This is a genomic window from Aeromonas sp. 130281, from assembly GCF_056642115.1.
Genome location: NZ_JBWVQS010000011.1, coordinates 1 through 26,660 on the forward strand (window position 1 = coordinate 1; position 26,660 = coordinate 26,660).

23 protein-coding genes and 2 pseudogenes are annotated in these 26,660 nt (G+C 64.0%); 14 read left to right on the forward strand and 11 right to left on the reverse strand.

Annotation, left to right across the window (positions count from 1 at the left end):
• Positions 1-192: 192 nt before the first annotated feature.
• Positions 193-525 (reverse strand): cupin domain-containing protein, encoded by a 333-nt coding sequence (locus AC1IN8_RS19325; protein ID WP_042001328.1) that lies wholly within the window; start codon positions 523-525, stop codon positions 193-195.
• A gap of 202 nt (positions 526-727) precedes the next feature.
• Here AC1IN8_RS19325 and AC1IN8_RS19330 point away from each other — a divergent pair, with 202 nt between their 5' ends.
• From AC1IN8_RS19330 to AC1IN8_RS19350, 5 genes are all read left to right on the forward strand, one after another.
• Entirely contained in the window at positions 728-2,086 is a 1,359-nt protein-coding gene (locus AC1IN8_RS19330) for an NCS2 family permease (protein ID WP_162519284.1), read from the forward strand.
• A 230-nt stretch (positions 2,087-2,316) separates the two neighbouring features.
• Positions 2,317-3,387 (forward strand): dihydroxyacetone kinase subunit DhaK, encoded by a 1,071-nt coding sequence (gene dhaK, locus AC1IN8_RS19335; protein ID WP_454009042.1) that lies wholly within the window; start codon positions 2,317-2,319, stop codon positions 3,385-3,387.
• Positions 3,388-3,402: 15 nt separating this feature from the next.
• Positions 3,403-4,032: a dihydroxyacetone kinase subunit DhaL gene (dhaL, locus tag AC1IN8_RS19340; protein WP_479760195.1), complete on the forward strand. Its 630-nt coding sequence runs from the start codon at positions 3,403-3,405 to the stop codon at positions 4,030-4,032.
• A 1-nt stretch (position 4,033) separates the two neighbouring features.
• Complete coding sequence (gene dhaM / locus AC1IN8_RS19345; RefSeq protein ID WP_479760197.1) at positions 4,034-4,750, forward strand: dihydroxyacetone kinase phosphoryl donor subunit DhaM; 717 nt, start codon at positions 4,034-4,036, stop codon at positions 4,748-4,750.
• 150 nt (positions 4,751-4,900) lie between these two features.
• Positions 4,901-5,983 carry a glycerol dehydrogenase gene (locus AC1IN8_RS19350; protein WP_479760199.1) on the forward strand — a complete coding sequence of 361 codons (1,083 nt, stop codon included), beginning with the start codon at positions 4,901-4,903 and terminating at the stop codon, positions 5,981-5,983.
• An 89-nt stretch (positions 5,984-6,072) separates the two neighbouring features.
• On the opposite strand, the gene dhaR is transcribed toward AC1IN8_RS19350, so the two are convergent.
• Both dhaR and AC1IN8_RS19360 read right to left on the reverse strand, forming a co-directional pair.
• The gene (dhaR, locus tag AC1IN8_RS19355; RefSeq protein WP_479760272.1) at positions 6,073-7,974 is read right to left on the reverse strand and encodes a dihydroxyacetone kinase operon transcriptional regulator DhaR; all 1,902 of its coding nucleotides are present in this window, start codon (positions 7,972-7,974) and stop codon (positions 6,073-6,075) included.
• Between the two features lie 60 nt (positions 7,975-8,034).
• On the reverse strand, positions 8,035-8,940 hold the full coding sequence (locus AC1IN8_RS19360) for a LysR substrate-binding domain-containing protein (RefSeq protein ID WP_479760201.1): 906 nt from the start codon (positions 8,938-8,940) through the stop codon (positions 8,035-8,037).
• Positions 8,941-9,055: 115 nt separating this feature from the next.
• Between AC1IN8_RS19360 and AC1IN8_RS19365 the strand changes: the two genes are divergently transcribed.
• The 3 genes from AC1IN8_RS19365 to AC1IN8_RS19375 are packed head-to-tail and all read left to right on the forward strand — an operon-like array spanning position 9,056 to position 12,401.
• Complete coding sequence (locus AC1IN8_RS19365; RefSeq protein WP_479760203.1) at positions 9,056-10,108, forward strand: agmatine deiminase family protein; 1,053 nt, start codon at positions 9,056-9,058, stop codon at positions 10,106-10,108.
• 41 nt (positions 10,109-10,149) lie between these two features.
• Entirely contained in the window at positions 10,150-11,262 is a 1,113-nt protein-coding gene (locus AC1IN8_RS19370) for an extracellular solute-binding protein (RefSeq protein ID WP_479760204.1), read from the forward strand.
• A gap of 17 nt (positions 11,263-11,279) precedes the next feature.
• A complete protein-coding gene (locus AC1IN8_RS19375; protein WP_479760206.1) occupies positions 11,280-12,401 on the forward strand; it encodes an agmatine deiminase family protein in 1,122 nt (373 codons plus the stop codon).
• A gap of 70 nt (positions 12,402-12,471) precedes the next feature.
• On the opposite strand, the gene AC1IN8_RS19380 is transcribed toward AC1IN8_RS19375, so the two are convergent.
• Together AC1IN8_RS19380 and AC1IN8_RS19385 are read right to left on the reverse strand one after the other, a co-directional pair.
• Positions 12,472-13,176 carry an SDR family oxidoreductase gene (locus AC1IN8_RS19380; protein ID WP_427230029.1) on the reverse strand — a complete coding sequence of 235 codons (705 nt, stop codon included), beginning with the start codon at positions 13,174-13,176 and terminating at the stop codon, positions 12,472-12,474.
• Between the two features lie 201 nt (positions 13,177-13,377).
• Positions 13,378-13,512, reverse strand: a pseudogene (locus AC1IN8_RS19385) (AI-2E family transporter YdiK); the annotation flags it as partial.
• A gap of 237 nt (positions 13,513-13,749) precedes the next feature.
• Here AC1IN8_RS19385 and AC1IN8_RS19390 point away from each other — a divergent pair.
• Complete coding sequence (locus tag AC1IN8_RS19390) at positions 13,750-14,757, forward strand: hypothetical protein (protein WP_479760209.1); 1,008 nt, start codon at positions 13,750-13,752, stop codon at positions 14,755-14,757.
• Between the two features lie 106 nt (positions 14,758-14,863).
• On the opposite strand, the gene ydiK is transcribed toward AC1IN8_RS19390, so the two are convergent.
• Both ydiK and AC1IN8_RS19400 read right to left on the reverse strand, forming a co-directional pair.
• Positions 14,864-15,949 (reverse strand): AI-2E family transporter YdiK, encoded by a 1,086-nt coding sequence (gene ydiK / locus AC1IN8_RS19395; protein WP_479760211.1) that lies wholly within the window; start codon positions 15,947-15,949, stop codon positions 14,864-14,866.
• A 10-nt stretch (positions 15,950-15,959) separates the two neighbouring features.
• Positions 15,960-17,339 carry a bifunctional NUDIX hydrolase/phosphatase PAP2 family protein gene (locus AC1IN8_RS19400; protein WP_479760213.1) on the reverse strand — a complete coding sequence of 460 codons (1,380 nt, stop codon included), beginning with the start codon at positions 17,337-17,339 and terminating at the stop codon, positions 15,960-15,962.
• Positions 17,340-17,534: 195 nt separating this feature from the next.
• Here AC1IN8_RS19400 and AC1IN8_RS19405 point away from each other — a divergent pair, with 195 nt between their 5' ends.
• A complete protein-coding gene (locus AC1IN8_RS19405) occupies positions 17,535-17,912 on the forward strand; it encodes a hypothetical protein (RefSeq protein WP_106885584.1) in 378 nt (125 codons plus the stop codon).
• Between the two features lie 434 nt (positions 17,913-18,346).
• Here AC1IN8_RS19405 and AC1IN8_RS19410 read toward each other — a convergent pair.
• Positions 18,347-19,408, reverse strand: a pseudogene (locus AC1IN8_RS19410) (hypothetical protein); the annotation flags it as partial.
• 223 nt (positions 19,409-19,631) lie between these two features.
• Here AC1IN8_RS19410 and AC1IN8_RS19415 point away from each other — a divergent pair.
• Positions 19,632-19,949, forward strand: a complete 318-nt coding sequence (locus AC1IN8_RS19415) for a YnjH family protein (RefSeq protein ID WP_205642988.1) — start codon at positions 19,632-19,634, stop codon at positions 19,947-19,949.
• A 465-nt stretch (positions 19,950-20,414) separates the two neighbouring features.
• Here AC1IN8_RS19415 and AC1IN8_RS19420 read toward each other — a convergent pair whose 3' ends face one another.
• A complete protein-coding gene (locus AC1IN8_RS19420) occupies positions 20,415-21,863 on the reverse strand; it encodes a catalase (RefSeq protein WP_479760215.1) in 1,449 nt (482 codons plus the stop codon).
• A gap of 153 nt (positions 21,864-22,016) precedes the next feature.
• On the opposite strand from AC1IN8_RS19420, the gene AC1IN8_RS19425 reads away from it, so the two are divergent.
• Complete coding sequence (locus AC1IN8_RS19425) at positions 22,017-22,505, forward strand: GNAT family N-acetyltransferase (RefSeq protein ID WP_319914155.1); 489 nt, start codon at positions 22,017-22,019, stop codon at positions 22,503-22,505.
• Entirely contained in the window at positions 22,502-23,359 is an 858-nt protein-coding gene (locus AC1IN8_RS19430; protein ID WP_479760217.1) for an AraC family transcriptional regulator, read from the forward strand. Before AC1IN8_RS19425 ends, AC1IN8_RS19430 begins: the two co-directional genes overlap by 4 nt.
• Positions 23,360-23,454: 95 nt before the next feature.
• Here the strand turns inward: AC1IN8_RS19430 and AC1IN8_RS19435 are convergent, their stop codons facing one another.
• Together AC1IN8_RS19435 and AC1IN8_RS19440 are read right to left on the reverse strand one after the other, a co-directional pair.
• Complete coding sequence (locus AC1IN8_RS19435; protein WP_479760218.1) at positions 23,455-24,366, reverse strand: DMT family transporter; 912 nt, start codon at positions 24,364-24,366, stop codon at positions 23,455-23,457.
• Positions 24,367-24,486: 120 nt separating this feature from the next.
• Positions 24,487-24,930, reverse strand: a complete 444-nt coding sequence (locus AC1IN8_RS19440) for a DUF2214 family protein (protein WP_139436217.1) — start codon at positions 24,928-24,930, stop codon at positions 24,487-24,489.
• Between the two features lie 109 nt (positions 24,931-25,039).
• Between AC1IN8_RS19440 and AC1IN8_RS19445 the strand changes: the two genes are divergently transcribed.
• Positions 25,040-26,650, forward strand: a complete 1,611-nt coding sequence (locus tag AC1IN8_RS19445; protein ID WP_479760220.1) for a sensor domain-containing diguanylate cyclase — start codon at positions 25,040-25,042, stop codon at positions 26,648-26,650.
• The last annotated feature ends 10 nt before the right edge of the window (positions 26,651-26,660 follow it).

Here is a 26,660-nt window from a genome sequence, read left to right on the forward strand (position 1 = left end):
TTCAGTCGGTTAGAATACCGGCCTGTCACGCCGGGGGTCGCGGGTTCGAGTCCCGTCCGCTCCGCCACTAATTTGAAAGGCCTTCCCTCACGGGAAGGCCTTTTTGCTATGTGCCTTCAGCATCTCCAAGAAGCCCAATCTGTCGATTGAGCTTCTTTCGTTGTGCCTTGTCACTGTGGCGAGGTGATTTCTCTAGTAGTAGATGCAGAGCCAGACGGTCGTCTCGGTAGGGTGGGTCCACTCCACCCTGTGCTGAAGGTGCGCCGGGATGTTGATGTAATCCCCTGGCCCAAGGTGGACGCGCTCCTGGACCCCGGTATCCGGTGTGATGAAGACCAGGATGGCTTCGCCCTGTATCAGCGCCACCCACTCGTGTTCATCCTGATCGAACCACTCTCCCGTGGGGGTCTGCTGCCCCTGGGAGAGGATGCGCTCGATGCGGAAGTGATTGGTGCTGACCAGGTCGGTGAACACCTCGTTGGGCAGGGGGGAGGGGATCTGGCCAAGCAGGTTGCCTGTGTGCATGGGCTTGTCTCCGGCTGATGTGGGGCTAGCTAAGAGTGTAGAAGCTGGAGGGGAGCTTCCCATGTGGAAGTTGAGGTTTCTAATGAGGCTCTAAATGGAAAAGTTCGGGAAAATGGTGCCTGATCCGCTGCAATCTCGCCAAATTCTTGCTATTTTGCGCGCCATTACGCAAACGATTTCCTTCACACATTCAGGATGAGTTATGGCAACGCAAGAAATGACGGCCCGCACCGGCAATAGCGGGTTTCTGGACTCCTATTTCTCCATCACCCAGCGTGGCAGCACTGTCCGCCAGGAACTGCTGGCCGGTTTGACCACCTTCCTGGCCATGGTCTACAGCATCATAGTGGTGCCAAATATGCTGGGTGCTGCCGGCTTTGAGCAGGGCCCCGTCTTCGTGGCGACCTGCTTGATCGCCGCCTTCGGCTCCCTGCTGATGGGTCTGTGGGCCAAGCTGCCGATGGCCATAGGTTGCGCCATCTCCCTCACTGCCTTTACCGCGTTCAGTCTGGTACTGGGTCAGGGACTGAGTATTCCGGTCGCCCTGGGCGCCATCTTCCTGATGGGTGTGCTGTTTACCCTGATCAGCGTCACCGGTGTGCGCCAGTGGATTCTGGACAACCTCCCCTCCGGCATCGCCCACGGCACCGGCATCGGTATAGGTCTGTTCCTGCTGCTGATCGCCACCAACGGCGTCGGCATGGTGATCAAGAACGAAGGGGCCGGTCTGCCGGTTCAACTGGGTGAAGTGACCTCCTTCCCGGTCATCATGACGGTGCTGGGTCTGGCCGCCATCTTCGGTCTGGAGCGTCGCAAGGTGCCGGGCGGCATCCTGATGGTGATCATCGCCATCTCCATCCTCGGCCTCATCTTCGATCCGAAAGTGACCTGGCAGGGCTTCTTCGCCATGCCGAGCCTGACCGGCGAGAAAGGTTCGCTGGTTGGCAGCATGGATCTGCTGGGCGCCCTCAATCCGGTGGTCATTCCCACCGTGCTGGCGCTGGTGATGACAGCCGTGTTTGACGCTACCGGCACCATACGTGCAGTGGCCGGTCAGGCGGGCCTTATCAACGAACGTGGCCACATCATCAGCGGCGGCAAGGCCCTGACTGCCGACTCCGTCAGCAGCATGGTCGCTGGCGTGGTGGGTGGTGCTCCGGCTGCCGTCTACATCGAATCTGCCGCAGGCACTGCGGCTGGCGGCAAGACCGGTCTGACCGCCGCCCTGGTCGGCGTGCTCTTCCTGCTGATGATCTTCCTCTCGCCCCTGAGCTACCTGGTGCCGGCTTACGCCACCGCACCGGCGCTGATGTACGTCGGCCTGCTGATGCTGGGCAACGTCACCAAGCTGGACTTCAACGACTCGGTCGATGCCCTGGCAGGCATGCTGTGCGCCGTCTTCATCGTGCTCACCTGCAACATAGTGACCGGCATCATGCTGGGCTTCGTGGCCCTGGTTGTCGGTCGTCTGTTTGCCGCCGAGTGGAAGAAGCTGAACGTCGGCACCGTCATCATCGCCCTCGCGCTGGTGATCTTCTATGCCGGTGGCTGGGCCATCTAAGGCTTCCGGTGATAGTGAAGGGCCCTGCGGGGCCCTTTTTCATGGCTGTGAGGCCGCTAGCAGTTTCTCTCCCGTTTGCCCCGCCAAGTTTCAGATTGAAACGCCAACGCACCTAATCCTGTTTCAAATCCGAACCTAACCTGCCGTCATTTTCCTCCCGATTTATCCCGTTAGACTGGCTCCATCAACCATCTGCCTACCCCGTGTGGTGGCAAGCCAAGGAGTGAGCCATGAAGAAGCTGATCAATGCCGTCGATGCCGTGGTCCGTGAACAACTGATGGGGATGGCTGCCGCCCACCCCGAGCTCAAGGTACGTATCGAACCCCACTACATCACCCGCGCCGACTCCCCCGTGATGGGCAAGGTGGCGCTGGTCTCCGGCGGTGGCAGCGGCCACGAGCCGATGCACGGCGGTCTGGTGGGCAAGGGAATGCTGGATGGCGCCTGCCCCGGCGAGATCTTCACCTCCCCAACCCCGGATCAGATGTACGAGTGCGGTCAGGCCGTTGATGGAGGCGCGGGCGTGCTGTTTCTGGTGAAGAACTACACCGGCGACGTGCTCAACTTCGAAACCGCGGTCGAGCTGCTGCACGGTGATGGCGTCAAGGTCGGCTTCTCGCTGATCGATGACGACGTGGCGGTCAAAGACAGCCTCTATACCGCAGGTCGCCGTGGCGTTGCCACCACAGTGCTGTGCGAGAAACTGGTGGGGGCCGCCGCCGAAGCGGGCTACGATCTGGCGCGCTGCGAGGCGCTGGCCCGCCGCATCAACAACCAGAGCCGCACCATAGGCGTTGCCACCCACGCCTGCACCGTGCCTGCCGCCGGCAAGCCCTCCTTCACCCTGGCCGACAACGAGATGGAGTTCGGCGTGGGCATTCACGGCGAGCCGGGCATCGAACGTCGCCCCTTCACCGATCTCAATACCCTGGTGGACGACATGTTCAGCGAGCTGGCTGACAACACCCCCTATGGCCGCACCCTGCGCCACTGGGACAGAGCCTCCGGCAGCTGGCAGGAAGAGCACACCTTTATCGAACCGCTCAACAAGGGTGACCGGGTCATCGCGCTGGTCAACAGCCTCGGCGGCACCCCCATCTCCGAGCTTTATGGCGTCTATGGTCGCCTCGCTACCCTGTGCGAAGAGGCGGGTATCCATCTGGTGCGCAACCTGATTGGCCCCTACTGCACCTCCCTCGACATGACCGGCATCTCCATCACCCTGCTCAAGGTGGATGATGAACTGATGACCCTGTGGGATGCCCCCGTTCACACCCCCGCCCTGCGTCGCGGCTGCTAAGGAGCCTTTACTCTCATGCTAAGCAAACATCACATCGTCAACTGGCTGCTCGACTGCGAACACATCTTTACCGAGCAGCGTGACTACCTCACCGCGCTGGATACCGATATCGGCGACGGCGACCACGGCCTCAACATGCAGCGCGGCTTTACCAAGGTGGCCGAGAAGCTGCCCGCGGTGGCGGACAAGGATATCGGTCAGGTGCTGAAAACCACCGGCATGACATTGCTCTCCTCGGTTGGCGGCGCCAGCGGCCCGCTCTACGGCACCTTCTTTATCCGGGCGGCGGCCAGCAGCGACGCCTGCCAGAGTCTGAGCCTCGGCCAGCTGTGCAAAATGCTGAGCGACGGGGTCGAGGGGATCGTCTCCCGCGGCCGTGCCGAGCCGGGCGACAAGACCATGTGCGACGCCTGGTGGCCTGCACTGGCCGCCCTGCAACAGGCCCAGCAGCAAGAGCTGTCACTCAACGAAGCGCTGGACAAGGCAGTAGCGGCCGCCGCTGCCGGTACCGAGGCCACCATACAGATGCAGGCCCGCAAGGGGCGCGCCAGCTATCTTGGCGAGCGCAGCATCGGCCATCAGGATGCCGGGGCCACCTCGACCCTGCTGCTGCTGACCGCCCTGCGTGACAGAGCGAGGTTGTGACATGATCGGAATCGTAGTGGTCTCTCACAGCGCCCAGCTGGCTGCCGGCTTGAAAGCGCTGGCCGACCAGCTCGGCAGCCCGGCCAGATTGCTGCTGGCGGCCGGGGTCGATGACCCCGACCACCCCATAGGCACCGACGCCATCGCCGTGATGAGTGCGATTGAAGAAGCGGATGACGGCAGCGGCGTGCTGGTGCTGATGGATCTCGGCAGCGCCCTGCTCAGCGCCGAGACCGCCCTCGAACTGCTGCCCCCGGAGCTGAGCGCGAGGGTGCGGCTCTGCCCAGCCCCACTGGTCGAGGGCACCCTGGCCGCCGTGGTGGCGGCCGGTTCCGGCCTGACGCTGGACGAGGTAGCCGCCGAGGCACTCGGCGCACTGGGCCCCAAGCAAGCCATGCTGCCTGCCAACGCTACGCCGACCGCCACTGAGACAGCCCCCGCAGCCGACGACGGCTGGCTGCGCTGCGAGGTGGTGGTGGATAACCCCCACGGCCTGCATGTGCGCCCCGCCGCCCGACTGGTGGCCGCCCTCAAGCCCTTTGCCGCTGAACTCAAGCTGCAAAAGGGGGACAAAGAGGCCAATCCCCGCAGCCTGACCCGGCTCGCCATGCTCAACGTGCGTCAGGGCGACCGGCTCACCCTGCTGGCACGCGGGGAGGATGCCAGCGCCGCCTTGGCCTGCTTCCAGCAACTGGCCCTTGATCGCTTCGGCGACTGACCGGCCTGCTTCAAGGCGCGGCTGCGGCCTTATCGGCCAGCCGCCGCGCCACTGTTATGCAAGTAAAGACGAAGGAGTCCCCGGCACAGCCGCCCCTTCGCCCCTGTTAGTTTCAAAAGACGTCTTATGAACTAGAGAGAGGGATAGAATATGGACCGCATCATCATCAGCCCCAGCAAATACGTGCAAGGCAACGGGGCCCTCGCCAATATCGGCAACTACGTCAAGGCGCTCGGCGCCAAACCGCTTATTCTGGCCGACGCCTTCGTCACCAAGCTGGTTGGCGATACCGTGGCCACCAGCTTCCACGGCGCGGGCATCAAGCCCGAGTTCGACTGCTTCAACGGCGAGTGCTCCCGCCAAGAGATCGACCGCCTGCTGGCCCGCTGCAACCAGACACCCTTTGACGTCATCATAGGCATCGGCGGCGGCAAGACCCTGGATACCGCCAAGTCGGTCGCCTTCTACCAGAAGGTGCCGGTGGTCATAGTGCCCACCATCGCCTCCACCGATGCCCCCACCAGCGCGCTGGCGGTCATCTACACCCCGGAAGGGCAGTTCAGCGAATACCTGATGATCCCGACCAACCCCGACATGGTCATCATGGACACCGGCGTGGTCTCCCGCGCCCCGGTGCGGCTCTTGGTCTCCGGCATGGGGGATGCCCTCTCCACCTACTTCGAGGCGCGCGCCAACAAGGTCTCCGGTTGCCAGACCATGGCCGGTGGTGCCTCCACCCTGGCGGCGCAGGCCATCGCCGAGCTCTGCTACAAGACCCTGCTGGCCGATGGCTACAAGGCCAAGCTGGCGGTGGAGCAGGGGCTCTGCACCAAGGCGGTGGAGAACATCATCGAGGCCAACACCTATCTGAGCGGTATCGGCTTCGAGAGCAGCGGGCTGGCCGCCGCCCACGCCGTTCACAACGGCCTGACCCAGCTCGCCGAGTGTCACCACCTCTACCACGGTGAGAAAGTGGCGTTCGGTACCCTGGTGCAGCTGGTGCTGGAGAACGCGCCGATGGCGGAGATCGACACCGTGCTGGCCTTCTGCCGCTCGATCGGCCTGCCGACCAACCTGCATATGATGGGGGTCAAGGAGCTGGATATGGCGCGCCTGATGGAGGTGGCCAAAGCCTCCACCGCCGAGGGGGAGACCATCCACAACATGCCGTTCAAGGTCACCGCCGAGGATGTGCTGGCGGCCATTGTCACCGCCCACCAGCTGGGGCTGTAACCGCGCCACCGCTGACCTTGTCATATAACACGGCCCCGCATCTGCGGGGCCGTTTCGTTTTCTGCGGGCCTCTTGGCGACGGCTCACCGTCAGCCGTGATAGTCGACGGGATCGATCTCGAGCAGCTTGAGCCGCCGCCAGAGGGTGGTGCGGCTAATGCCAAGATGCTGGGCCATCTGGCTCACCTGTCCCTTGCAGGCGTGGGCGCAGCGCAGGATGGCCTGGCGCTCCAGCTCCGCCAGGGTGAGCAGCGGTTGCCCCACCACCTCGTCCGCCACCTGCTGATAGCCGTGACGAATGGCAGCGGGCAGCGCCTCCGGCGGGATCGGCCCCTGACCGGCGTGGAGCAACGCATGCTCGACGGCGCTGCGCAGTTCCCCCAGATTGCCGGGCCAGGGATAGGCGAGCAGACAATCGAGGGCCGCCGGGCTGAACTGGCGCACCGGCTCGCGCCCCTGCGCTCCTAGCTGCTGACTGATAAGGCCCGGCAGATCGGCCGCGCGCTCCCGCAGCCCCGGCAGCCACAGCTCGCACGCCTGCAAGGCATAGAGCAGCTGGCGGCCAAACAGCCCCTCCTGCACCCGCTGCTCCAGCGGGGCGCTGCTGGTGGCGATGATCCGCACCTTGAGCGGCAGGATGCGGGCCGAATCGAAGCGCTGGATGCGACCGGTTTTGAGCAGTTGCAGCAGCGCCGCCTGCATGGGGGCAGAGAGGCACTCCACCTGCTCCAGCACCAAAGTACCGCCGTGGGCCAGCTCGAACTTGCCGGCCCGCTCCTGCCCCGCCTCGTCGGAGCCCATCAGCTCCAGCGCCATCCGCTCGCTCGGCAGCGCCTGGCAGTTGAGGGTGATGAGCGGCCCGGCGGCCCGTTCGCTGCCAAAGTGGATCGCCTCCGCCAGCTGGGCCTTGCCCACCTCCTCCTCGCCGCGCAGCAGGATCGGCCCCTGACTCTGGGCCGCCTGCCGGGCGTAGCGCAGCAGCTTGCGCATGGCGCTCGATTCCCCCACCAGCGCCGACAGCTCGGGCACCGTCTGGCGTAGCTGGTGGATGGCCCGCAGCCGATCGACCGGGTGCAGCAGGGCGATAAAGCTGACCCCCTCCGGTCCCGGCAACGGCTTGAGGCTTATCAGCGCATTGATAAACTCCCCCTCCTGAGCGCCGAGCCGCTCCAGCGTCACCTCCACATGACTCAGTGGCGTCTGCCCCTTGATGGCCAGCTGCAAACGCTGGGGCAACAGCAAATGCTGCTCCAGGGGCTGGCCGAGACAAAGCGCCGGATCGAGCCGCAGCCGGTGTGCCGCCAGGGCGTTGAGGTAGCGCAGCCGACCCTGGGGATCCCAGGCCAGCACGCCGTCATCCATGCCATCCAGCAAAGCGTAAAGCTCGCTCAGATGGTGCTGGGACTCCTGCATCAGGGTCTCCATCTGCAGCAGATGGGCCAGCTCGCGCCCGGCGCTGACGGTGAGCGCCAGATCGCCGACCGTTGCCTCCTCCACCCGGCAGACCAGGGCCATGATGGCGACCTGACGGCCGTTGCTGTTGTAGACCGGGCTGGCGCAGCTGTGCCAGGGGTGCAGGGTCTGGTTGAAGTGCTGGGGGCCGCTGACGCAGAGCGGCACCCCCTCCAGCGCCGCCAGATTGATGGCATTGGTGCCGATGCGCCCCTCGCTGAAGAAGGCGCCGGGGCCAAACCCCAGCGCTTCGAGTTCTGCCAGCGTCTCGCGATGGCCGGTGCGGGCCAGCAGGCAGCCGCTCTCGTCGGTGAGCAGCAGGGCGCAGGGGCGCCCCTCCATGAATTCGTAGAGATCCTCGAGGGCCATCTCGCCAGTGGTGAGCAACTCCCGCTTGCGCTGACGCAGGCTCTGCAAGGTCTGCCCCTTGGCGCTGTGGGGCGGGTGCCAGAGGGTGGCGCTGGTCTGGTGGGCGCAGCGCAACCAGGATGCCTGCAGATAGTCAGGCCAGGGCTGAAGGTGCTGGTGGTCGGATGGCATGGTCACAGCAATATCCGGCAAGAGAGAGGCCGACCATTTAACCACTCTTGCCGGCCCGATTCAGTGACCTGCCTCAGAGGGCGGCAATGGCATCCCGATCTCCGCCCCCTCGGCAAATTGCTGGTCGAGCCAGTGGCAGAAGGCGCGGCACTCCGGCATCCCCTCGCTCTCCTGGTGGATCAGCAGGCTCCACTGGGGCCCCTTGACCCTGAACGCGGAGAGCGGCAGCAACTGCCCCTGCTCCCTGGCCGGCTGGGAGAGCCGTTCGCTCACCAGCGCCACGCCGAGCCCGGCGCTGGCCGCCTCCAGCAGCAGGCCGGGATCGGAGAAGTTGAGCCCCCGGGTCTGCAGCTGCAGATCCTCCCCCCCTCTCAGGGTCCAGTGGTGCCAATCCAGCTCCCGTTCACCGTGCAGGGTGGTGCGCTCTGCCGCCGGTTGGGCCAGCACGGCAGGGGCGGCCACCGGCAGCAACCTGTCCGCCAGCAGTGGCTGGTGGCGACACTGGGCCTGGGGGGCGAGATCCCAGCGCAGGGCGAGATCTATGGTCTGCTCCGCCAGGTCGGGCACCTCGTCGCTGGTGAAGAGCCAGAGATCGATGTCGGGGTGCTGGCGATGAAACGTCCCCAACCGGGGCAGCAGCCAGTGGCGGGCGATGGCGCTGCTGGTGTTGAGCACCAGCTGGTTCGGCTTGCGGTACTGCTCGAGGCGCTGGATCCCCACCGCCAGTTGCAACAGCACGCTCTGGGTGGTCTCCAGTAGATCCTGCCCCGCATCGGTCAGGGCGACCGAGCGCCCCTGCCGGTGGAACAGCGGCTGGCCGAGCAGCTCCTCCAGGGAGCGGATCTGCTGGCTGATGGCGGACTGGGTGAGATGCAGCTCCTGCGCCGCCTGATGAAAACTGCCGAGGCGAGCCGCCGCCTCGAAGCCCCGCAGCACGTTGAGCGGGGGCCAGTGCTTGAACATCATTGATTAGCTCCACTTATCACTTGCACTGAAAATCGATCGTTTGTTCGCCGTGTTATGCGGGGATAGTCTATTCCCATCGTCAGCAACCTTAATAGTACCTAATCGGAGAGGGAATATGCGGGAACAGGGAATAGTGGCAAAGGGCTGGTTCATGCCCGCCGAATGGTGCCAGCACGCCGCGACCTGGATGGTCTGGCCCCACAACAAGGCGCTGTGGGAATCCGGCTGGGGCGTTACCCTGGCCGAGGTGCAACAGGACTTCGCCCGGGTGGTCAACGCCATCGTCCGGTTCGAACCGGTCAGGCTGGTGGTCGACCCTTCCGCGCTGGCCGAGGCGCGCGCCCTCTGTGACGACAGGGTGACCCTGGTCCCGCTCCCGGTGGATGACAGCTGGTGCCGCGACTCCGGCCCCACCTTCATCTGCCACCCGGAACTGGGCAGCGCCGGGGTGAGCTGGCGCTTCAACGCCTGGGGCGGCAAGTCGGTTCACGGTCTGGATGAGGGGTTGGCGCGGCGCATCCTCAACAGCCTGGAGCTGGAGTGTATCGGCAGCTTTCTGGCCAACGAGGGGGGCGCCATCCACGTGGACGGCGAAGGCACCCTGATCACCACGGAATCCGTGCTGCTCAACAGCAACCGCAACCCGGGGATCAGCAAGGGGGAGATCGAACGGATCTTCAGCCGCCTGCTCGGCATCGAGAAGACCATCTGGCTGCCGGGGGATCCCGACCATGTCACCGGCGATATGACGGACGGCCATGTGGACGGGGTCTGCGCCTTCAGTCGCCCCGGCCAGCTGCTGGTGGATGCCACCCGGGATGCCGCCTCGACCTACGGCCTCGTGGTGCGGGAGAACCGCCGGGCCCTGGCCCTGGCCACGGATGCCAGAGGGCGCGCCTTCGAGTTGCAGGATCTGTACGACGCGAGCGAGGCCATAGACACCGAGGCCGAGGTCTTCTGTGCCTCCTACACCAACTTCTACCTCGCCAACGGCGCCGTCATCATGCCCGCCTACGGGGTGGCGAGCGACCGGGAGGCGGCTGCTGTGTTGCAAGGCGCCTTCCCGCAAAGGGAGGTGGTGCCGGTCTCGATCAACCGGTTGGCCCACGGCGGCGGTGGTATCCACTGCATCACCCAGCAGCAGCCCGCCTGGCCGCTGCGGGGCTGAGCGTTGCACGGCGGCGGCCAATCACAGGGAGTAACCACATCATGATCAGGAAGACACCAAGCTGGATGGGCTGCCTGGCCCTGCTGCTGAGCCTCTCGGCCGAGGCCGGGGAGGCCGATGCGGCAACAGGAGAGGAGAAGGTGCTGCGGCTCTACAACTGGGCGGACTACTTCGCCCCCGATACCCTCAGCGCCTTTACCAGAGAGACAGGGATCCGGGTCATCTATGACGTCATGGACAGCAGCGAGACCCTGGAGGCCAAGCTGATGGCCGGTCGCAGCGGTTATGACCTCATCTTCCCCGGCGATACGGTGGCGGAGCGGCTGATGCGGGCGGGCAGCCTGCAACCGCTGGATCAGGGCAGGTTGCAGCATCTGGGGGAGATAGAGCCTGGCTTGCGGCGGTTGCAGCAAGCCTATCCCCATTCACGGGATGCGGTGGTGCCCTACACCTGGGGCACCATAGGGCTCACCTACAACGCAGCCATGATCCGGCAGCGGATGGCGGATGCCCCGGTCAACAGTCTCGATCTGCTGTTCAAGCCCGATCTGGCGGCAAAATTTGCCGACTGCGGCATCTCCATCATCGACTCCCCCGACGAGGTGCTGGCTGTGGTGCTGCACTACCTGGGGCGGGATCCCCACAGTGGCAAGGCCGAGGATCTGGATGCCGCGCTGGCGCTGCTCAAGGGGCTCAAGCCCCATATCCGCAAGTTCCAGTCCCAGCCGGTGACCCAGCTGGTGAACGGCGATCTCTGCCTCTCCCTGGGTTACAGCGGCGACATGACCCAGGCCAGGCGCGCCGCCGCCGAGGCGGGCAAGGAGGTCGACTTCGAGTACAGATTGCCGAAGGAGGGGAGCACCGTCTGGATGGATACCATGGCGATCCCGGTGGATGCGCTCCATCCTGACTATGCCTACGCCTTCATCAACTTCGTGATGCGCCCGGCCAACATGGCGGCCATCACCAACAGCACCGGCTATCCAACCGCCAGTGCCAGGGCCAGACCCATGGTGGATGCCACCATGACGGCCAACCCGGATATCTACCTGGACGAAGCCAGCTACCAGCGGCTCATTCCGGGCAAAGACATTGCACAACCCCAGATGCGTGCCCGGATGCGAGCCTGGACTCGTTTCAAGAGCAGCCTCTGAACCCCAGGAGTAGAAAGATGTTTTCCCGACGCCACGTATTGAAACAACTGGTCGCCCTCGGCGCCATTGCCGGGTTCGGCAGCCTGCCCGGCGCCCGCTCGGCCTTCGCCGCCAGCGAGACCGGTGCCGCTGGCCGCTACCACATGCCGGAGGAGTCCTCCCCCCAGGCCCTGGTCTGGGTAGCCTTCGGTGCCACCAGCGAGATCTGGGGTCGCAACTACAAGGAGGTGCAGGCCACCATAGGCCGGCTGGTGCAGGCCATGGCGCCCTACACCCGGGTCAACGTGCTCTGCCACCAGGATGACGAGGTTCTGGCGCGCCAGCTGTGCGGCGAGCGCAACACCCACTTCGTCCACGCCCTGATGGACGACATCTGGCTGCGGGATACCGGCGGCGTCTTCGTGCAGGATGAGCAGGGGGAGCTCGGGCTGGTGGACTTCAACTTCAACGGCTGGGGGGACAAGCAGGAGCACGGCCATGACGCCAGCATCGCCTCTCTGGTGAGCCGCCAGGCGGATGCCCATTACCTGCAGAGCGAGATCATCGGCGAGGGGGGCGGCATCGAGGTGGATGGCAACGGCACCGCCATCATGACCGAGAGCTGCTGGATCAACAGCAACCGCAACCCCGGCCTCACCAGGGCGCAGGTGGAGGCAGAGCTCAAGGCCAACCTGGGGCTGCGCAAGATCATCTGGCTGCCGGGGATCAAGGGCCGCGACATCACGGACGCCCACGTGGACTTCTACGCCCGCTTCGTGCGCCCCGGGGTGGTGGTGATCAACATGGACAAGGATCCCGACTCCTACGACTACAAGGTGACCCGCCAGCATCTCGCCATACTGCAGCAGGCGACGGACGCCGACGGCAACAAGCTGGAGCTGCATCAGCTGCCGCCACCTCTGGGCGGGCGGGACAACAAGTTCAGCCGCAGCCCGGACTTTGCCGCCGGTTACATCAACTACCTGCCGATCAATGGCGCGGTGATCGCCCCCGAGTTTGGCGACAAGGCAGCCGACAGCTACTGCCGCGATCTGCTGGCCAAGCTCTACCCCGGCCGCAAGGTGGTGCAGGTCAACATAGACCCGGTGGCGGCAGGGGGCGGCGGCATTCACTGCATCACCCTGCATCAACCGGCCTGAGCCTCCTCTGCCGACTCATGACCCGGGGCGACTCGACGCTCCGGGTCATGTCCCTTGGTACAACAGCCCCTCAGATCCCCGTCATGCCGATCTCGTCGAGCTGGACATGGGCGCCCTGGCGCAGGGTGTAGAGCACGGCCTCGGCCAGATCCTCCACCTGCAGCCAGCCGGGCTTGCGATCGCCCGGGCAGGCCGGGGGCGGCACCTGGACCAGACCGGGGCAGAGGGTATGCACCCGAATGCCCTGATGCTGCACCTCCTCCCGCAGCGCCTTGGCGAACCCCAGCACGGCAAACTTGGCGGCGCAGTAGACGCTGGCCCGGGCGTAGCCGTTCTTGGCGGCCTGGGAGGCGATGTTGATGACGGTGCCATGGTGGCTCGCCAGCATGTCCGGCAGGCAGGCCTGGGTCAGCAGAAAGGTCCCCTTGGCACAGGTGTCCATGACCCTGTCCCACTCCGACTCCGGCAAGTCCTGCACCAGGTAGTCGCTGCCCACCCCGCTGTTGTTGACCAGCAGGTCGATGGGACCGAGCCGCTCCCGGGCCTCGGCGTGGCGGGCGCGGACCTGATCGCCGTCGCAGAGATCCAGCGCAAGCGGCAGTACCCTCACCCCGTAGCGGGCGCTGAGCCGCGCCGCCTCCTGCTCCAGCAGTCCCAGGCGGCGCGAGACCAGCACCAGCTCCACCCCCTGGCTGGCCAGGGCCTCGGCGATGGCCAGCCCTATGCCACTGGCGCCACCGCTGATCAGGGCGCGTGTTGCTCTCAGTTCGTTCATCTTGTCTCCTCCTTCAATGGAGCAGCCATTGTGGCGGCAGGGGCTAGGGGATCCCAGGGGAGGGAGGGGGCGGATTCGAACCCTGGTTCGTATTTTGGCGAGACGATTCGAACTTTGGTTCTATGTGGGCGCGACCGGGCCCAAGCCGTGCAAAAAAAGACGCCGCCCAGTGGGCGGCGTCTTGTTTCTCTTGCGGGCGGGTCACTCCACCGGGGGCGACACGGGCGCCTCTGCGGCGGGCGTTTGCTCCCCCTCTTTTATCCAGGCATCCAGCAGGGTGTAACCCACCGCCAGCAGGCCGCCGATGACGCCCACTAGGTTCAGCGGCAAGTCGGCTGATCCTGGGTAGAGTGGCACTTTCTATTACTGCTCCTTGCGTGTATTTTTGCCCAGTGGCAAAAATTAGAGCCAAAAGAGGATGGCTGGCGAATACGTTCAGCGCCTGAGGCAAGTTGGTTATTTTATGATTTAAAATGATTTTTCGTGGCGGTTATTAGCGAGGTTTGGAGTTATATCGAAGGCTCTATTACCGGATTTGTACTGCCCTCCATCTAATTATTTTAAGGGGAGCCCATGGGCTTGTTCAATTTCCTCTTCGGAGGCAACAAGACCAAAAATACGGCACACGTGCCTTCACGGTCTGCTCCGTCAAAGGTCATTTCCTTCCACGACAAATTTGTTGAAATACCGTCATTGGGTTTCTTTGGGTCATTCAGAAAATCGCGCTCCGGCGAGTGGGCAATATGCTGGAATGATAGCGATGATCTAAATCATAGGGGTGGCCATCGAGAAAGCGGTTACGGACGCTATATCCTCTATAACGTTATGCAAGACATAATTGTGTTGCAGGGGAAATTGGAACGCCCCAACTCGGGTAGTGTCGCAGACAATGGCAACTTCGCTATTGAGGACTGGCACTTCGGGAGCGAGCTATCTGGAACGTTCTACGTTATTTCTTCCTCTGGACGTGAACTAATTAAGAGGAAGTTTGAAGCCAATCTATATAACAGCACCATATCCGATACTGGTCGTTTTGCAGTCTGCCAAACAGCCAATTCTCCAGTAGGCGAAGACGGAAATCGACTTACTGCATTTGATGTGGAAAATACCGTCGAGTTGTTTTCCATATATCCTCCTACCGGCTGGGCTGACAGATACAAGTTTATCGAGGACATTCCGAAAATTGGTGTTGTCATAAAAAATATTGGTACGTTTTACTACGACATTCTGGGGAATTTCATTGATTCAGAGAAATTCGATGCAGCTCGGCTACGATGCGATAGGTATGACATAATTTTGTTGGCTGCCGAAGAGATTGTTAAGGCTCCCGAACTTAACGATCAACTTGCCAGCACAGCGCTTGAGGCAGCTATTAGGGCTCTTTCGCTCGGTGCCGAAAAGGATCAAAACTGGAAGGCCGTCGCACTCAAGATTCAAGGATTGGCCCATGAGTTCTTACGCAACAACGAAGCGGCCATTGCCGCCTTCGATGAGGCCTTGCGGATCAATCCAAAGATCGGTGTCAAGCGGAAAGCCGATTCATTGCGAAAGAAGCTGAAATTAGAACATCCACCTTTCTGACCCAAACGCACCACAACAAAAATGGATATGATCCTGATGCTATCGCCAAAAACAGAAGAGCCGCCCACTGGGCGGCTCTTTGCATCAGCGATTAATGGCTGAATCGTCACTCTGCCTTGGGCGGCTCAGCAACAGCGGCCGCCGGTTGGTCACCTTCCTTGATCCAGGCATCCAGCAGGGTGTAACCCACCGCCAGCACCACGGGGCCGATAAAGAGCCCTATGATCCCCAGCGCCAGCAGGCCGCCGATGACGCCCACCAGGATCAGGATCAGCGGCAGGTCGGCGCCGCGCTTGATGAGGAAGGGGCGCAGGAAGTTGTCCATGGTGCCCGCCAGCAGGGACCAGACCAGCAGAAAGGTGCCCCAGGTGGTATCCCCGCTCCAGTAGAGGTAGCCCACGCTGGCCAGCAGCACGGGGAAGGGGCCTATCTGGGCGACGATCAGCAGGAACATCAGCACCACCAGGATCATGGTGTAGGGAATGCCGGCGATGAGCAGGCCTATCCCGGCCACCGAGGATTGCACCAGGGCGGTCACCACCACCCCCATGGCGACGGCGCGGATGGCCTGGGAGGCAAGCACCACGGCGTTGTCGCCGCGCTGGCCAGCCAGCCGGTGGGCGAAGCGGCGAATGCCGTCGGCGGCTTTTTCCCCGGAGTGGTAGAGCAGACCGCAGATGGCCACCGTCAGCAGGAAGTGGACGAACAGCAGGCCGAGGTTGCCCGCCTGGGCCGCCAGCCAGCGGGCTGTCTGGCCGAAGTAGGGGGCCAGCTTGGCGAACAGCACCTGGCCGCCGCTCGCGAGGATCTGCTGCCAGAACTCGAACAGCTTGTCGCCCACCAGAGGCACCTGTTGCAACCAGAGCAGCTCGGGGGGCGGGGAGTGGCTCAGCTCGGTGCCGAGATCGATCAGCATGGGTGCCTTCTCCGCCACGTTGGCCAGCGCCATGAACAGGGGGATGACGAACATCAGCAGCAGGATGCAGCTCATCAGCAGGGCGGCCAGGGTGCGCTTGCCCCACAGCAGGCGCTGGGCCATCTGCATCAGCGGCCAGGTCGCTATGGTGATCATGGTGGCCCAGACCAGGGCGGGCAGGAAGGGGCGCAGCACCATGAAGCACGAGATGATGAGCAGGCTGAGAAACAGCAGGCCCAGGGTGATCTTGGCCAAATCCACTTTTTTCATATGCATTGCGTTCCCTTTAACGAGGGGTGGGGCGCCGGGATCCGGCGCCAGTATTGATAAAAGACAGCAGCCACCAGAGTGCGGCACTCAGCCAGAACCCCAGGCAGCCATAGAGTAACCCTTTTCCCGCCAGGAGCAGCACGGAGCTGTCGGTGAGCACAGGGAGCACGAACAGCCCCCCGCTGATGAGCAGGCCGCCCGCCAGGGCCAGCAGAGTGGCATGGAGGGCGGGAGCTGGGTGTCGTTCGAGTTGTAGCAGATTACCCGATACCAGTCCCAGGGTGAACATGGCGAGCCCCGCCAGGGCGGTGGACTGGGTCAGCCAGCCCGTCAGGGCGCAGGCCAGCAGCAGGAGAGCCCAGGGAGCTTGGCGCTGCGCCAGTGCCGCCAGGGGGGCGCGCAGTGCCAGCAGCAGGGCGCCGAGACCCAGGCCGGCCGCCACATCCGAGAGGAAGTGCACGCCGAGCCAGATGCGGGCCAGCCCGGCCAGGGCCGCCAGCAGCAGGGCCAGCACCATGCCCTGCCAGGCTCTGAGGGAGGTCAGGGTGCCGAGCAGCAGGCCCCAGTAGAGCAGGGTCGAGGCGGCGTGGCCGCTCGGCATGCCAAAGCCCTGGGCGCTCCGCTGCCCCAGCATGGGATCGAGGTGGAAGGGTCTGGGCCAGGCTACCCCTTCCTTGAGCAGCTGCACCAGCAGGGTGAGCAGCACCATGGCAAACAGCAGGTTGCGCAGCCTTGGCCAGCCCAGCAGGGGGAGCAAGAAGGGGAGCAGGGCCAGCTGGAAGGCCGCCGATCCCAGCAGATTGCCGACCTCAAGCCAGCGCGCGTCTGGCCCCAGCCACTGCTGCAGGCGCTGGATCAGCGGCAGCTCTGCCCTGTGCAGGGCGCTGCCTTCGGGACTGAAGTCCGGCACCCACTGCACCTCGCTCTCGGGCACCTCGGCCAGCCTTGGGGTTATCCAGTCGAGCTGCGTCGGGAAGCGGCGCTGATCATGGGGCAGGCTGGCGGCATCGATCAGCCTGGCGTTGAGGATCTCGCCGCCGAGGTTCGGGGCCTCAAGCAGGGAGACAAAACCCGAGCCGCGCTGGGCCCGGATGGGGGTCAGCGTCTGGCAGGCGAATACCATGGCGCGCTGCCAGCGCCCCAGCTCCCCGGTGATCCGGCCATGGAGCCCCGTCTCCTCGAACAGCTCCCGCAGAGCCGCCTGGGCGGGTGTCTCGCCCCCGTCTATGTAGCCGCCACTCAGGCTGTAGCGATCGGAGATCCTGTCCTGGACCAGCAACAGATCCTGCTGGTGGCGGATCACGCAGGCGGCCGCACCTGGGGGCGCCTCGGCGGCGAACAGGGAGGATGACAGGGAGCCGAGCAGCAGAAGCAGTAAGAGAGCGAGTCTGGGCATGATGGTGCCACTAAGGGAATAGATGGGGACAAGGGTCACAGAAATCAGATACTTGGGCAATGACTTCCGGTGGATGGCCGGTGCAGGGCGGGAGTGTCTCGGCCCAATCTGGGGCGCAAGGATTGCCGTCGGCCCGGGCAGTCCCTAGTATTGGCGGCTATTGTTCTTCTCATTCAACACATCTTGGGGCCTTTCATGCGACAGTTCGGTTTCTTCCTGGGGATTGCCATCGGCGTCATCCTGATACTGTTTGGCAGCATCGTCATCTTCCAGGCCTTGCCTGCCGCACTGGACGTGCTGGAGATGCCGAGCCGCATTCCGTTCGTGCGCGAGGTCTACACCTGGCTGATGACCAGTGCCAATGGCCTCACCAGCCAGCTGGAGCAGAACTTCCTGGAAGCCTTCCAGACAGTGCTCAAGCTGATCCTGCTCATCACCTTCATGTGGGTCTGCGTCAAGCTGGTCAACATGGGAGTGCTGATCATCCGGGCCGGCGTCGACCTCATCCGCACCGCCATCGAGCACAGCGAAGACAAGGTGGCCAAGCCCACCGAGCAGGACCGCCACCTGTAAGGCTCCCCTGCCCATTCGCAGATAAACGACAGGCCATCCTCGGATGGCCTGTTTGCATGGTGCACGGGGTCGCCCTCTTACACGACTTAGTTGAGCAGCTTCTCCAGCTCGGCCTCGGCATCCGCCCTGGCCTGATCGCTCTGCTTCATCCCCTGGGTTTCCACCTTGGCGGCCTGCGCCTGCACAGTGCCGGTCGCCCCGCTGACCACCTTGTTCAGCTGTTGCTGCGCCGTGCTGACGGTCTGAGTAGCGGTGTCGCCGACGGCCTTGCCTGCCTGCTGCTGCGCACTGGCTGCGGCCTGCTTGGCGGTATCGCTGACGGCCTTGCCTGCCTGTTGCTGCGCACTGGCTGCCGCCTGCTTGGCGGTGTCGCTGACGGCCTTGCCCGCTTGCTGCTGCGCACCGGCTGCGGCCTGCTTGGCGGTATCGTTGACCGCTTGCTGGGCGGAGCGGGTCACGGCCTGGTTGGTTTGCCGCAGGATATCGGTGGCATCGCTCACCGTCTGGGTAGCCGAATCACTCACGGCCTTGCTGGCCTGTTGCTGTGCCGAGGCGGTGACGCTGCCGATCGCCTGTTTGGCGGAGTCGCTCACCGCCTTGCTGGCCTGTTGCTGCGCCGAGGCGGTGGCGCTGCCGACCGCCTGCTTGGCGGAGTCGCTGACAGCCTTGCTGGCCTGTTGCTGCGCCGAGGCAGTGGCACTGCCGACCGCCTGTTTGGCCGAGTCGCTCACCGCCTTGCTGGCTTGTTGCTGCGCCGAGGCAGTGGCACTGCCGACCGCCTGCTTGGCCGAGTCGCTCACAGCCTTGCTAGCTTGTTGCTGCGCCGAGGCAGTGGCACTGCCGACCGCCTGTTTGGCGGAGTCGCTCACTGCCTTGCTGGCCTGCTGCTGCGCCGAGGCAGTGGCACTGCCGATCATCTGGCTGGTCGAGTCGGTCAGGGCCTGAGTCGCGCTCTGTTGCAGGTTGCCCATCACATTGCCAAGCAGGGAACCGCTTGTTCCCGTCATCACCTTGCCGGCGTCGGTGAGGGCGGTGGCGGTCGGTTTGCCGGCCTGCCACTCCTGCATGGCGCTCGGCCAGGTCGGGGTCGCCGCCGTCAGGTTCTCGCCAAACACCTGGGTGGCGCCGTCGCCCTTCTGCAACATGACGGAGAGCTGGTTGGTGTCGGCGTTCCACACCATGCCGGCCTGTTTGGCCACATCCGGCACAGGGGCGTAGCGGGAGACCACGTAAAACAGCGGCCCCTCCTGCTGCAACTCGTTGGCCGTCTTGAGCAGCTGCATGGTGCTGTCGTAGTTGGGCCCCAGCATGGCGGTCATCCTGTCCTTGATCAGCGGCTGTTCGAACAGGTTGGCCTCGTTCGGATCGAAACCGACCAGGGGTTTGAGCAGGGCCCACATCAGCTGGCTGGTGGGGCTCATCAGCAGCAGGGGGGCCACGCAGGCGGACAACATCAGACTCAGGCAGGCGGCCTTGAGCAACGGCATGATACGCATCGACAACATATCCAAGTAATTATTTGATTAATAAGGCTATATACTGTCTTTTCCCGACAGCATGACCCGAACTGGCCCGGCCCTTCACCCATGGGGATCGGCGGGCGCTGGCAGGCTATCATATTGCTTCCGGAATGCCAGATGAGCCGACACTTATTGGTCAAGTCGGCGACGCTGGTGGTCGCTTTAGGGGATCACTCTCTCGTTGTCACAGGTGTCACTCATGATCCGAACCGCGTTTTGTCTGTTTGCCCTCGGCGGGCTCCTCCCTGCCCAGGCGGCCCCGGCGTCGAACACCCTCAGCCACTCGGTGGGCACGGATCTGGTGTTGCCCCTGGGCTCGCTGCCTGAGCGGGTCTGCTGGTATCAGGATCAGAAATATTCCCTCGGATCTCGTATCCAGCAGGGGGATCTCTGGCTGGAGTGCGGCCCGCAAAACGACCAGGAGAGCAACGGGCCCCTGGCCTGGCGCGAACCCGCCAGCTACGAGCCCGTCGACGAGGGGGCGGCCAACAGGGAGACGATCAGGGTGGGTCAGTGAGCCTTTTCTTGATCCAGCTACAGACACGGGCGTGATCCCTGTCGCATAATGCAGCTCCTTTCTTCTCTTGGCTGGAACCTAAGAAATGGCTCGTCGCTCTTCCAATGCACAACGTCGTCGCAGTAGCTGGTGGTACAAACGCTTGTTGGCAAGGGAGCGGGAAGAGCGCGAAGCGCGTTCCGTCCGGGATTGATACCGCATTGAAAAACGGAGCCTCGGGCTCCGTTTTTATTTATCACCAGCTCGGCGGTGCTCTTCCAATGCACTGCTTGGTTGCCGTAACGGGTGGTTCAAACCCTTGTTGGCAAGGGAGCGGGAAGCGCGCGAGGGCGCTGCGTCCGGGATGGATACCGCATTGAAAAACGGAGCCTCGGGCTCCGTTTTTGCATTTATCACCGTCAGCATCACGACAACGGGGGCCATCAGGCCCCCGTTTTGCGTTTGCAGATGTTGGCTGCTTGCGGCTTAGCGCTGCAGGGCGGCCAGTGCCAGCTCGACCCGTTTGGCGTACTCGGGGTCGGCCTGCTCGAAGTGCTTGAGCTGGGCCGCGACTATGGCGTCATCCTCCACATTGATGAGGGAGCGTGCCAGGTTGGCGGCGAGCCGTGAACGCTGCCCCTCGTCCATGATGCGGAACAGGTTGCCCGGCTGGCTGTAGTAGTCGCTGTCATGGTCACGGAAGTCGTAGTGCAGGGCGGCTCCTTCCAGACTCAGGGCCGGCTCGTGCTGCTCGCTCGGCTGCTGGGTACCGAAGCGGTTCGGCTGGTAGTTGGGGCTGGCGCCGCCATTGCTGTCGCTGCGCATGGCGCCGTCGCGGTGGGCGCCGTGGTGGAACGGGCAGCGCGGGGCGTTGACCGGCAGCAGGCCGTGGTTGACGCCGAGACGATAGCGCTGGGTGTCACCGTAGGAGAAGAGCCGGCCCTGCAGCATGCGATCCGGCGAGAAGCCGATGCCGGGCACCACGTTGGCCGGGGTAAAGGCGGCCTGCTCCACATGGGCGAAGTAGTTGTCCGGATTCTGGTTGAGCTCCAGCATGCCGACCGGGATCAGCGGGTAGTCGCTGTGCGGCCACACCTTGGTGAGGTCGAACGGATGGATCTGGTAAGTCTGGGCCTCGGCTTCCGGCATCACCTGCACATAGACCTTCCAGCGCGGGAAGTCGCCCCGCTCTATGGCGTTGTAGAGATCCGCCTGGCTGGTCTCTCTGTCCTGACCGACGGCCTTAGCCGCCTCCTCATCTGTGTAGAAGCTGTGGCCCTGCTCGGTCTTGAAGTGGAACTTGACCCAGAAGCGCTCGTTGGCCGAGTTGATGAAGCTGAAGGTGTGGCTGCCGTAGCCGTTCATCTCCCGCAGGCTCCTGGGGATGCCGCGATCGCTGAACAGTATGGTGACCTGATGCAGGGATTCCGGATGGCGTGACCAGAAGTCCCAGGCGGCGGTGGCGCTGCGCAGGTTGGTGCGCGGATCCCGCTTCTGGGTGTGGATGAAGTCGGGGAATTTCAGGGGATCCCGGATGAAGAAGACGGGGGTGTTGTTGCCCACCAGATCCCAGTTGCCCTGCTCTGTGTAGAACTTGAGGGCGAAGCCGCGCACGTCGCGCTCGGCGTCGGCGGCCCCCTTCTCACCGGCCACGGTGGAGAAGCGCAGGAAGACCGGGGTCTGCTTGCCGATGGCATTGAACAGGTCGGCCTTGCTGAAGGCGCTGATGTCGTGGGTGATGGTGAAGGTGCCGTAGGCGCCCGAGCCCTTGGCGTGAACCACCCGCTCGGGAATGCGCTCGCGGTCGAAGTGGGCGAGTTTCTCCATCAACCAGATGTCTTGCATCAGCACGGGGCCGCGGGGGCCGGCGGTGAGGCTGTTGTTGTTGTCGACGACGGGGGCACCGTTGGCGCTGTGCAGGGTCTTGTCAGTCATGGGGCATCTCCTTGTGATGAGCCGCCAGACTAGGGGAAGGGCGCGCCCGGCTCCAATGGAGTGTGCCTAACCCTTTGATTGGTTTCGCTGATGGGGGGTGGAAACGAACGCCAGCCTTGCGGCAAGATGGGACTCAGCCAATCAGGAGGTCTCATGTCCATCACCATTCGCCGCGCCGGGCCGGAAGATGCCGCCCCCCTGCGCGATCTCTACGCCATGCCCAAAGCCCAGGCCGGTACCCTGCAACTGCCCTTTCCCTCCCTGCAGCAGTGGGAGCAGAAGCTTGAACCGCGCGACGGAGTCTACAGCCTGTTGGCCGAATCCGATGGTCTGGTGGTGGGTAACCTGACCCTGTGGCAGGAGCCCAACCCGCGTCGGCGCCACGTGGCGAGCCTCGGCATGGCGGTGCGTGATGACTGGGCCGGGCGCGGCGTGGGCTCGGACTTGATGGCGGCGGCGCTGGATCTGGCGGACAACTGGCTCGGGCTGACTCGCCTCGAGCTTACCGTCTGGAGTGACAACGAGGCGGCGCAGGCGCTCTACCGCAAGTTCGGGTTCGTGCAGGAAGGTGTCGCCCGGGATTACGGCCTGCGCCACGGCGTGCTGGTGGACACCCTCTATATGGCGAGAGTGCGCTCATGATCGACTATCGCGAGCGCCTGACTCCCGTGCTGCGGGCACTGGAGCAGGAGCCGGATCTCTCCATCGAGGAGCTGGCGAGCCGCGCCTGTCTCTCCCTCTACCACTTCCACCGGGTGTTCACCGCCGTGGTGGGGGAGTCCCCCGGCGAGATGTGTCGCCGGCTGCGGATGCAGCGGGCGGCCTGGCAGCTCTGCTATACCGATGCCAGCGTCACCGCCATCGCCCTGGGGGCGGGGCTTGGCAGCTCCCAGGCCTTTGCCAAGGCGTTTCGCCGTCACTATGGCTGCACCCCGGGAGCGTTTCGCCGCGACAAGGGCAAGAACGGACACCTGGATCGCAAGGAAGGACACGCATGGCAAGGGGTACTCCCTTATGCTGAAGACCACTCATCAGCAAGGAGCAACACCATGAACACCGTCGAGATGGACGCCCGCACCCTGGCCTATGTCAGGGTCACAGGCCCCTATGGCGAGGGCTATGACGCCGTCAGCAACCGCCTGCACCAGTGGGCTGCTGCGCGCGGGCTGGAGGACGGGGAGTGGATTTTCATCTACCACGACAACCCCGAGGTGACGCCACCAGCCCAGTGCCGCACCGACATCGGCATCACAGTGCCGCCCCAGACCGGGGGCGAGGGGGAGGTGGAGATCCAGCTCATCCCCGCCGGGCGTTATGCCCAGTCCCGCTATCTCATCACGGATCGCAACCAGTACCGACCGCGCTGGCAGGAGCACATAGGCGACATAGTCTCCGCCGGGCTGGCGTTCGGCGACGGCCCCTGCTTCGAGCTCTATCACAGCGTGAGCTACGATCCCCTGCGCGACGACGTGAGTTTCTTCTCCAGCGTGCGCTAGGCAGACGGCAATAAAACGAGGCGCCCAAGGGCGCCTCGTTTTATTGGGGGGGCGCCATACCTGCATCAGGATGTAGCCCACCAAGGTTCGCTCGTTCAGGGTTGGCTGGGCACCTTGTCCCGCCGGGACTTCCACCACCAGCGCAAGCGGATCTGGGAGATCAGCATGCCTGCCAGCATCAGGGCGCAACCTACGATGGCGCGTTCGTCCAGATGTTCCCCCAGCAGCAGCACACCGCCGATGGCGGCGAACACCGTCTCCAGGCTCAAGATGATGGCGGCGTGGGCCGGGTGGGCACCGCGCTGGCCGACCACCTGCAGGGTGTAGCCTATGCCGACCGACACCAGCCCCGCGTAGAGCAGGGCCTGCCATCCCGCCACGGCGCCGCCGAGGGTCGGGGTCTCGATGACAAAGGCAGTACCAAGACTGAGCAGGCCGCACACCACGAACTGCACCCCGGCAAGGCGGATGGGGGCGACCCGGTTCGAGTAGTGATCCAGCACCAGCAGGTGAATGGCCCAGAACAGGGCACCGATCACCTGCAGCAGATCACCGTAGCCTATGGTGAACTCCTCGGTGACGCTGAGGTAATAGAGCCCGGCCATGGCGATAAGGGCGCCAATCCAGGTGTTGGCCCCTGTCTTGTGGCGCAGGGCCAGGCCGATGACGGGCACCAGTATGATGTAGAGACCCGTAATGAAGCCCGCCTTGGCGGCCGTGGTGTAGAGCAGCCCCACCTGCTGCAGGGAGGCGGCGCTGAACAGCACGCCCCCGGCGATCAGACCCCCGACCAGCAGCAGGCGGCGATCGCCTGCGGATGATCCGGATTGCGGCCTGGGCTGGCGCGACTTGAGCCACCACAGGAGCGGCAGCAGGGAGGCGGCCCCGAGCAGGAAGCGCAGGCCGTTGAAGGTGAAAGGCCCCATGTGATCCATCCCCAGGCGCTGGGCGACGAAGCCCAGCCCCCAGATGGCGGCGGCCATCAATAACATCATGTTTGAACGCATACGGATTCATCCCTGAGAGAGCAGTGACAGAGGCACTCGGGCCCCTCCCAGTACGATACCCGTCAGCGGGGGGCTTTGTCGCCGGTGATTTGCAATCCGATGGGCGCCAGCCCGAGGCGGCTACCAGCCGCCAGCCAGCCTGGCGAGCAGGGGCAGCAGGGCGAGCAGCAGCAGGTTGCCCCGCAGGATCCAGATCACCCAGAACTGCTGCTGGATGGAGACTATGGGGGCACGCCCCTGACGCAGGGAGCGGCGCCAGTGATGGAACAGCCGGCTGGGGTAGCCGAAGCTGAGGGCCATGGCGAAGAACAGCAGCAGCTTGGTGCGATAGCCGGGATTGGCCAGCAGGGCCGCCGGTTGCAGCGGGTGGGCGAGCACCATGAGCACGCCTGTGATGAAGATGAACAGCAGCGCCAGCGCCGCCAGGCTGTCTGCCAGCAGCAGCTTGCGCACCTGCTCGATGGACATGCCGCGCCGGAACAGAAAGTACTCCGAGGTGATGGCGCCGGTCAGGGTGATCACGGCGCAATAATGGAGCGCGGTCAGCAGTTCCGGGTTCAACATCCGAGCCTGTTCCTTCTCGTTGGCCACATGGCAAGCTTCCCTTTGGACGCCATAGAGCGGGGCTGATATTCTGACACTACACGACGTCGGGGGATAGCAGGAGTCAGGGTTGGATAAACGAGCAGTCTCCAAAAAGACCTGGTCCCTGGTTGCCCGGATGCGTCTGGGCCTGTTGCTGTTGTTCATTCCCGTGCTGATGCTGGGCGCCATCTACTACCTGCACATGGAGCGCAGCCTGCAACGAGAGTTGCAACACCGTCTGCTCGCCACCAACCACCAGCTGCGTCACGTCTTCATCGAACCCTACCTGCACGAAATGGAACGCCAGTTCACCCTCATCTACGACCAGGTGAAGGTGGACGACATCAGCGACCCCCGCCTGCACAATGCCGAGAGCTACCTCAAGGAGTGGCAGCTCTACAAGGGGGTCATGGCGGATCTCATCTACATCTATGTCGGCACCGCCGAGCGCCAGATGCTTATCTACCCCGAGTGGCAGGCGGATGCGGGCTTCGATCCCAGGACGCGCCCCTGGTATCGGCTGGCCAGCCAGCATGTGGGCAAGATGGTCTGGACCGAGCCCTATTACGACTACACCAACGGCAATCTGGTGATCGCGCTCGCACGGGCGCTCACCGACCAGGAGGGCAGGGTGCGCGGTGTGTTCGCGGTCGATGCCGTGCTTGCCCCTTTCTCCGCCCAGCTGAACCGGCACCTGGACAACGGTTATCAGATGATCGTCAATCAGTCCGGCAAGGTGCTGGCCCATCCCGATCCTTCCCGGCTGCTCAAGCCCATGACGCACCCGAGCTGGCTCTCCCGCTTCAGCGCTGAGGACGGCATCTTCCTGGACTCGGACTCTCGGCAGTTCGTGGCCTACAGCCGCCTGCCGGATCGCAACTGGGTGCTGATCAGCGTGCTGCCGGCGTCGAGCATCCAGGCGGTGGTGGCGAGCGCCTCCCTCAACGTGCTCGGGGTGGTGTTGCTGGCCTGCGTGCTCTATGCGCTGCTGGCCCTGGTCTGGTCCCGTTACTTCAGGCGGATGCTGGACGAGATCTCCACCATGATCCGCGCCAGCAGGATGCCACCCGATGGGGTGCCCCATGGGGGCATGCACGAGCTCAGGCACGTCTACGCCGAGCTGGCGGAGGTGAGCAAGGATTATCACGAGGCGCGCCAGCAGGCGAATCTGGACAAGTTGACCGGCCTCTACAACCGCCGCTTCTTTGACGAACGGCTGAACCGGTTGCTGCTGGAGCAGCACAGCTTCTGTCTGGCCATGATCGATCTGGATGGCTTCAAGCTGGTCAACGACAACTATGGTCACCAGACCGGGGACGTGGTGCTCAAGCGGGTGGCCAAGCTGGGCAACCAGCTGCTGGAGGATCACGGCTGGGTCTGCCGTTACGGCGGCGAGGAGCTGGTGGTGCTGTTCGCCAACCCCGACATCCACTTCTGCCAGATGCTGCTGGAGCAGTACAGGATAGGGGTCGCGTCCCTGGACTGGCGTGAACCTGGCCTCGGGATCACCTTCAGCGGCGGCCTGGTGGCGAGCGCCCCCGGTCTGGATGCCAAGGGGCTGCTCGATATCGTCGATGCCGAGGTGTATCGCGCCAAGCGGGATGGCAAGAACCGCATCTATCTGGGGGATGTCGCCCCCTTGGCGCAGCAGAAAGTGCCGCCGGAAGACGATGGGGTACTGAGCAAGGAAGAGGCCTGAGGGCCTCTTC

Excerpts from the sequence above, each read along its gene's own strand:
- AC1IN8_RS19430 (WP_479760217.1), top strand. The coding sequence starts at position 22,502 with ATGATCGACTATCGCGAGCGCCTGACTCCCGTGCTGCGGGCACTGGAG.
- AC1IN8_RS19405 (WP_106885584.1), top strand. The coding sequence starts at position 17,535 with ATGCGACAGTTCGGTTTCTTCCTGGGGATTGCCATCGGCGTCATCCTG.
- dhaL (WP_479760195.1), top strand. The coding sequence starts at position 3,403 with ATGCTAAGCAAACATCACATCGTCAACTGGCTGCTCGACTGCGAACAC.
- AC1IN8_RS19400 (WP_479760213.1), bottom strand. The coding sequence starts at position 17,339 with ATGCCCAGACTCGCTCTCTTACTGCTTCTGCTGCTCGGCTCCCTGTCA.
- AC1IN8_RS19330 (WP_162519284.1), top strand. The coding sequence starts at position 728 with ATGGCAACGCAAGAAATGACGGCCCGCACCGGCAATAGCGGGTTTCTG.
- dhaR (WP_479760272.1), bottom strand. The coding sequence starts at position 7,974 with ATGCCATCCGACCACCAGCACCTTCAGCCCTGGCCTGACTATCTGCAG.
- AC1IN8_RS19360 (WP_479760201.1), bottom strand. The coding sequence starts at position 8,940 with ATGATGTTCAAGCACTGGCCCCCGCTCAACGTGCTGCGGGGCTTCGAG.
- dhaM (WP_479760197.1), top strand. The coding sequence starts at position 4,034 with ATGATCGGAATCGTAGTGGTCTCTCACAGCGCCCAGCTGGCTGCCGGC.
- AC1IN8_RS19440 (WP_139436217.1), bottom strand. The coding sequence starts at position 24,930 with ATGTTGAACCCGGAACTGCTGACCGCGCTCCATTATTGCGCCGTGATC.
- AC1IN8_RS19420 (WP_479760215.1), bottom strand. The coding sequence starts at position 21,863 with ATGACTGACAAGACCCTGCACAGCGCCAACGGTGCCCCCGTCGTCGAC.
- AC1IN8_RS19425 (WP_319914155.1), top strand. The coding sequence starts at position 22,017 with ATGTCCATCACCATTCGCCGCGCCGGGCCGGAAGATGCCGCCCCCCTG.
- AC1IN8_RS19350 (WP_479760199.1), top strand. The coding sequence starts at position 4,901 with ATGGACCGCATCATCATCAGCCCCAGCAAATACGTGCAAGGCAACGGG.
- AC1IN8_RS19435 (WP_479760218.1), bottom strand. The coding sequence starts at position 24,366 with ATGCGTTCAAACATGATGTTATTGATGGCCGCCGCCATCTGGGGGCTG.
- AC1IN8_RS19325 (WP_042001328.1), bottom strand. The coding sequence starts at position 525 with ATGCACACAGGCAACCTGCTTGGCCAGATCCCCTCCCCCCTGCCCAAC.
- AC1IN8_RS19380 (WP_427230029.1), bottom strand. The coding sequence starts at position 13,176 with ATGAACGAACTGAGAGCAACACGCGCCCTGATCAGCGGTGGCGCCAGT.
- ydiK (WP_479760211.1), bottom strand. The coding sequence starts at position 15,949 with ATGCATATGAAAAAAGTGGATTTGGCCAAGATCACCCTGGGCCTGCTG.
- AC1IN8_RS19390 (WP_479760209.1), top strand. The coding sequence starts at position 13,750 with ATGGGCTTGTTCAATTTCCTCTTCGGAGGCAACAAGACCAAAAATACG.
- AC1IN8_RS19415 (WP_205642988.1), top strand. The coding sequence starts at position 19,632 with ATGATCCGAACCGCGTTTTGTCTGTTTGCCCTCGGCGGGCTCCTCCCT.
- AC1IN8_RS19370 (WP_479760204.1), top strand. The coding sequence starts at position 10,150 with ATGATCAGGAAGACACCAAGCTGGATGGGCTGCCTGGCCCTGCTGCTG.
- AC1IN8_RS19365 (WP_479760203.1), top strand. The coding sequence starts at position 9,056 with ATGCGGGAACAGGGAATAGTGGCAAAGGGCTGGTTCATGCCCGCCGAA.
- AC1IN8_RS19375 (WP_479760206.1), top strand. The coding sequence starts at position 11,280 with ATGTTTTCCCGACGCCACGTATTGAAACAACTGGTCGCCCTCGGCGCC.
- dhaK (WP_454009042.1), top strand. The coding sequence starts at position 2,317 with ATGAAGAAGCTGATCAATGCCGTCGATGCCGTGGTCCGTGAACAACTG.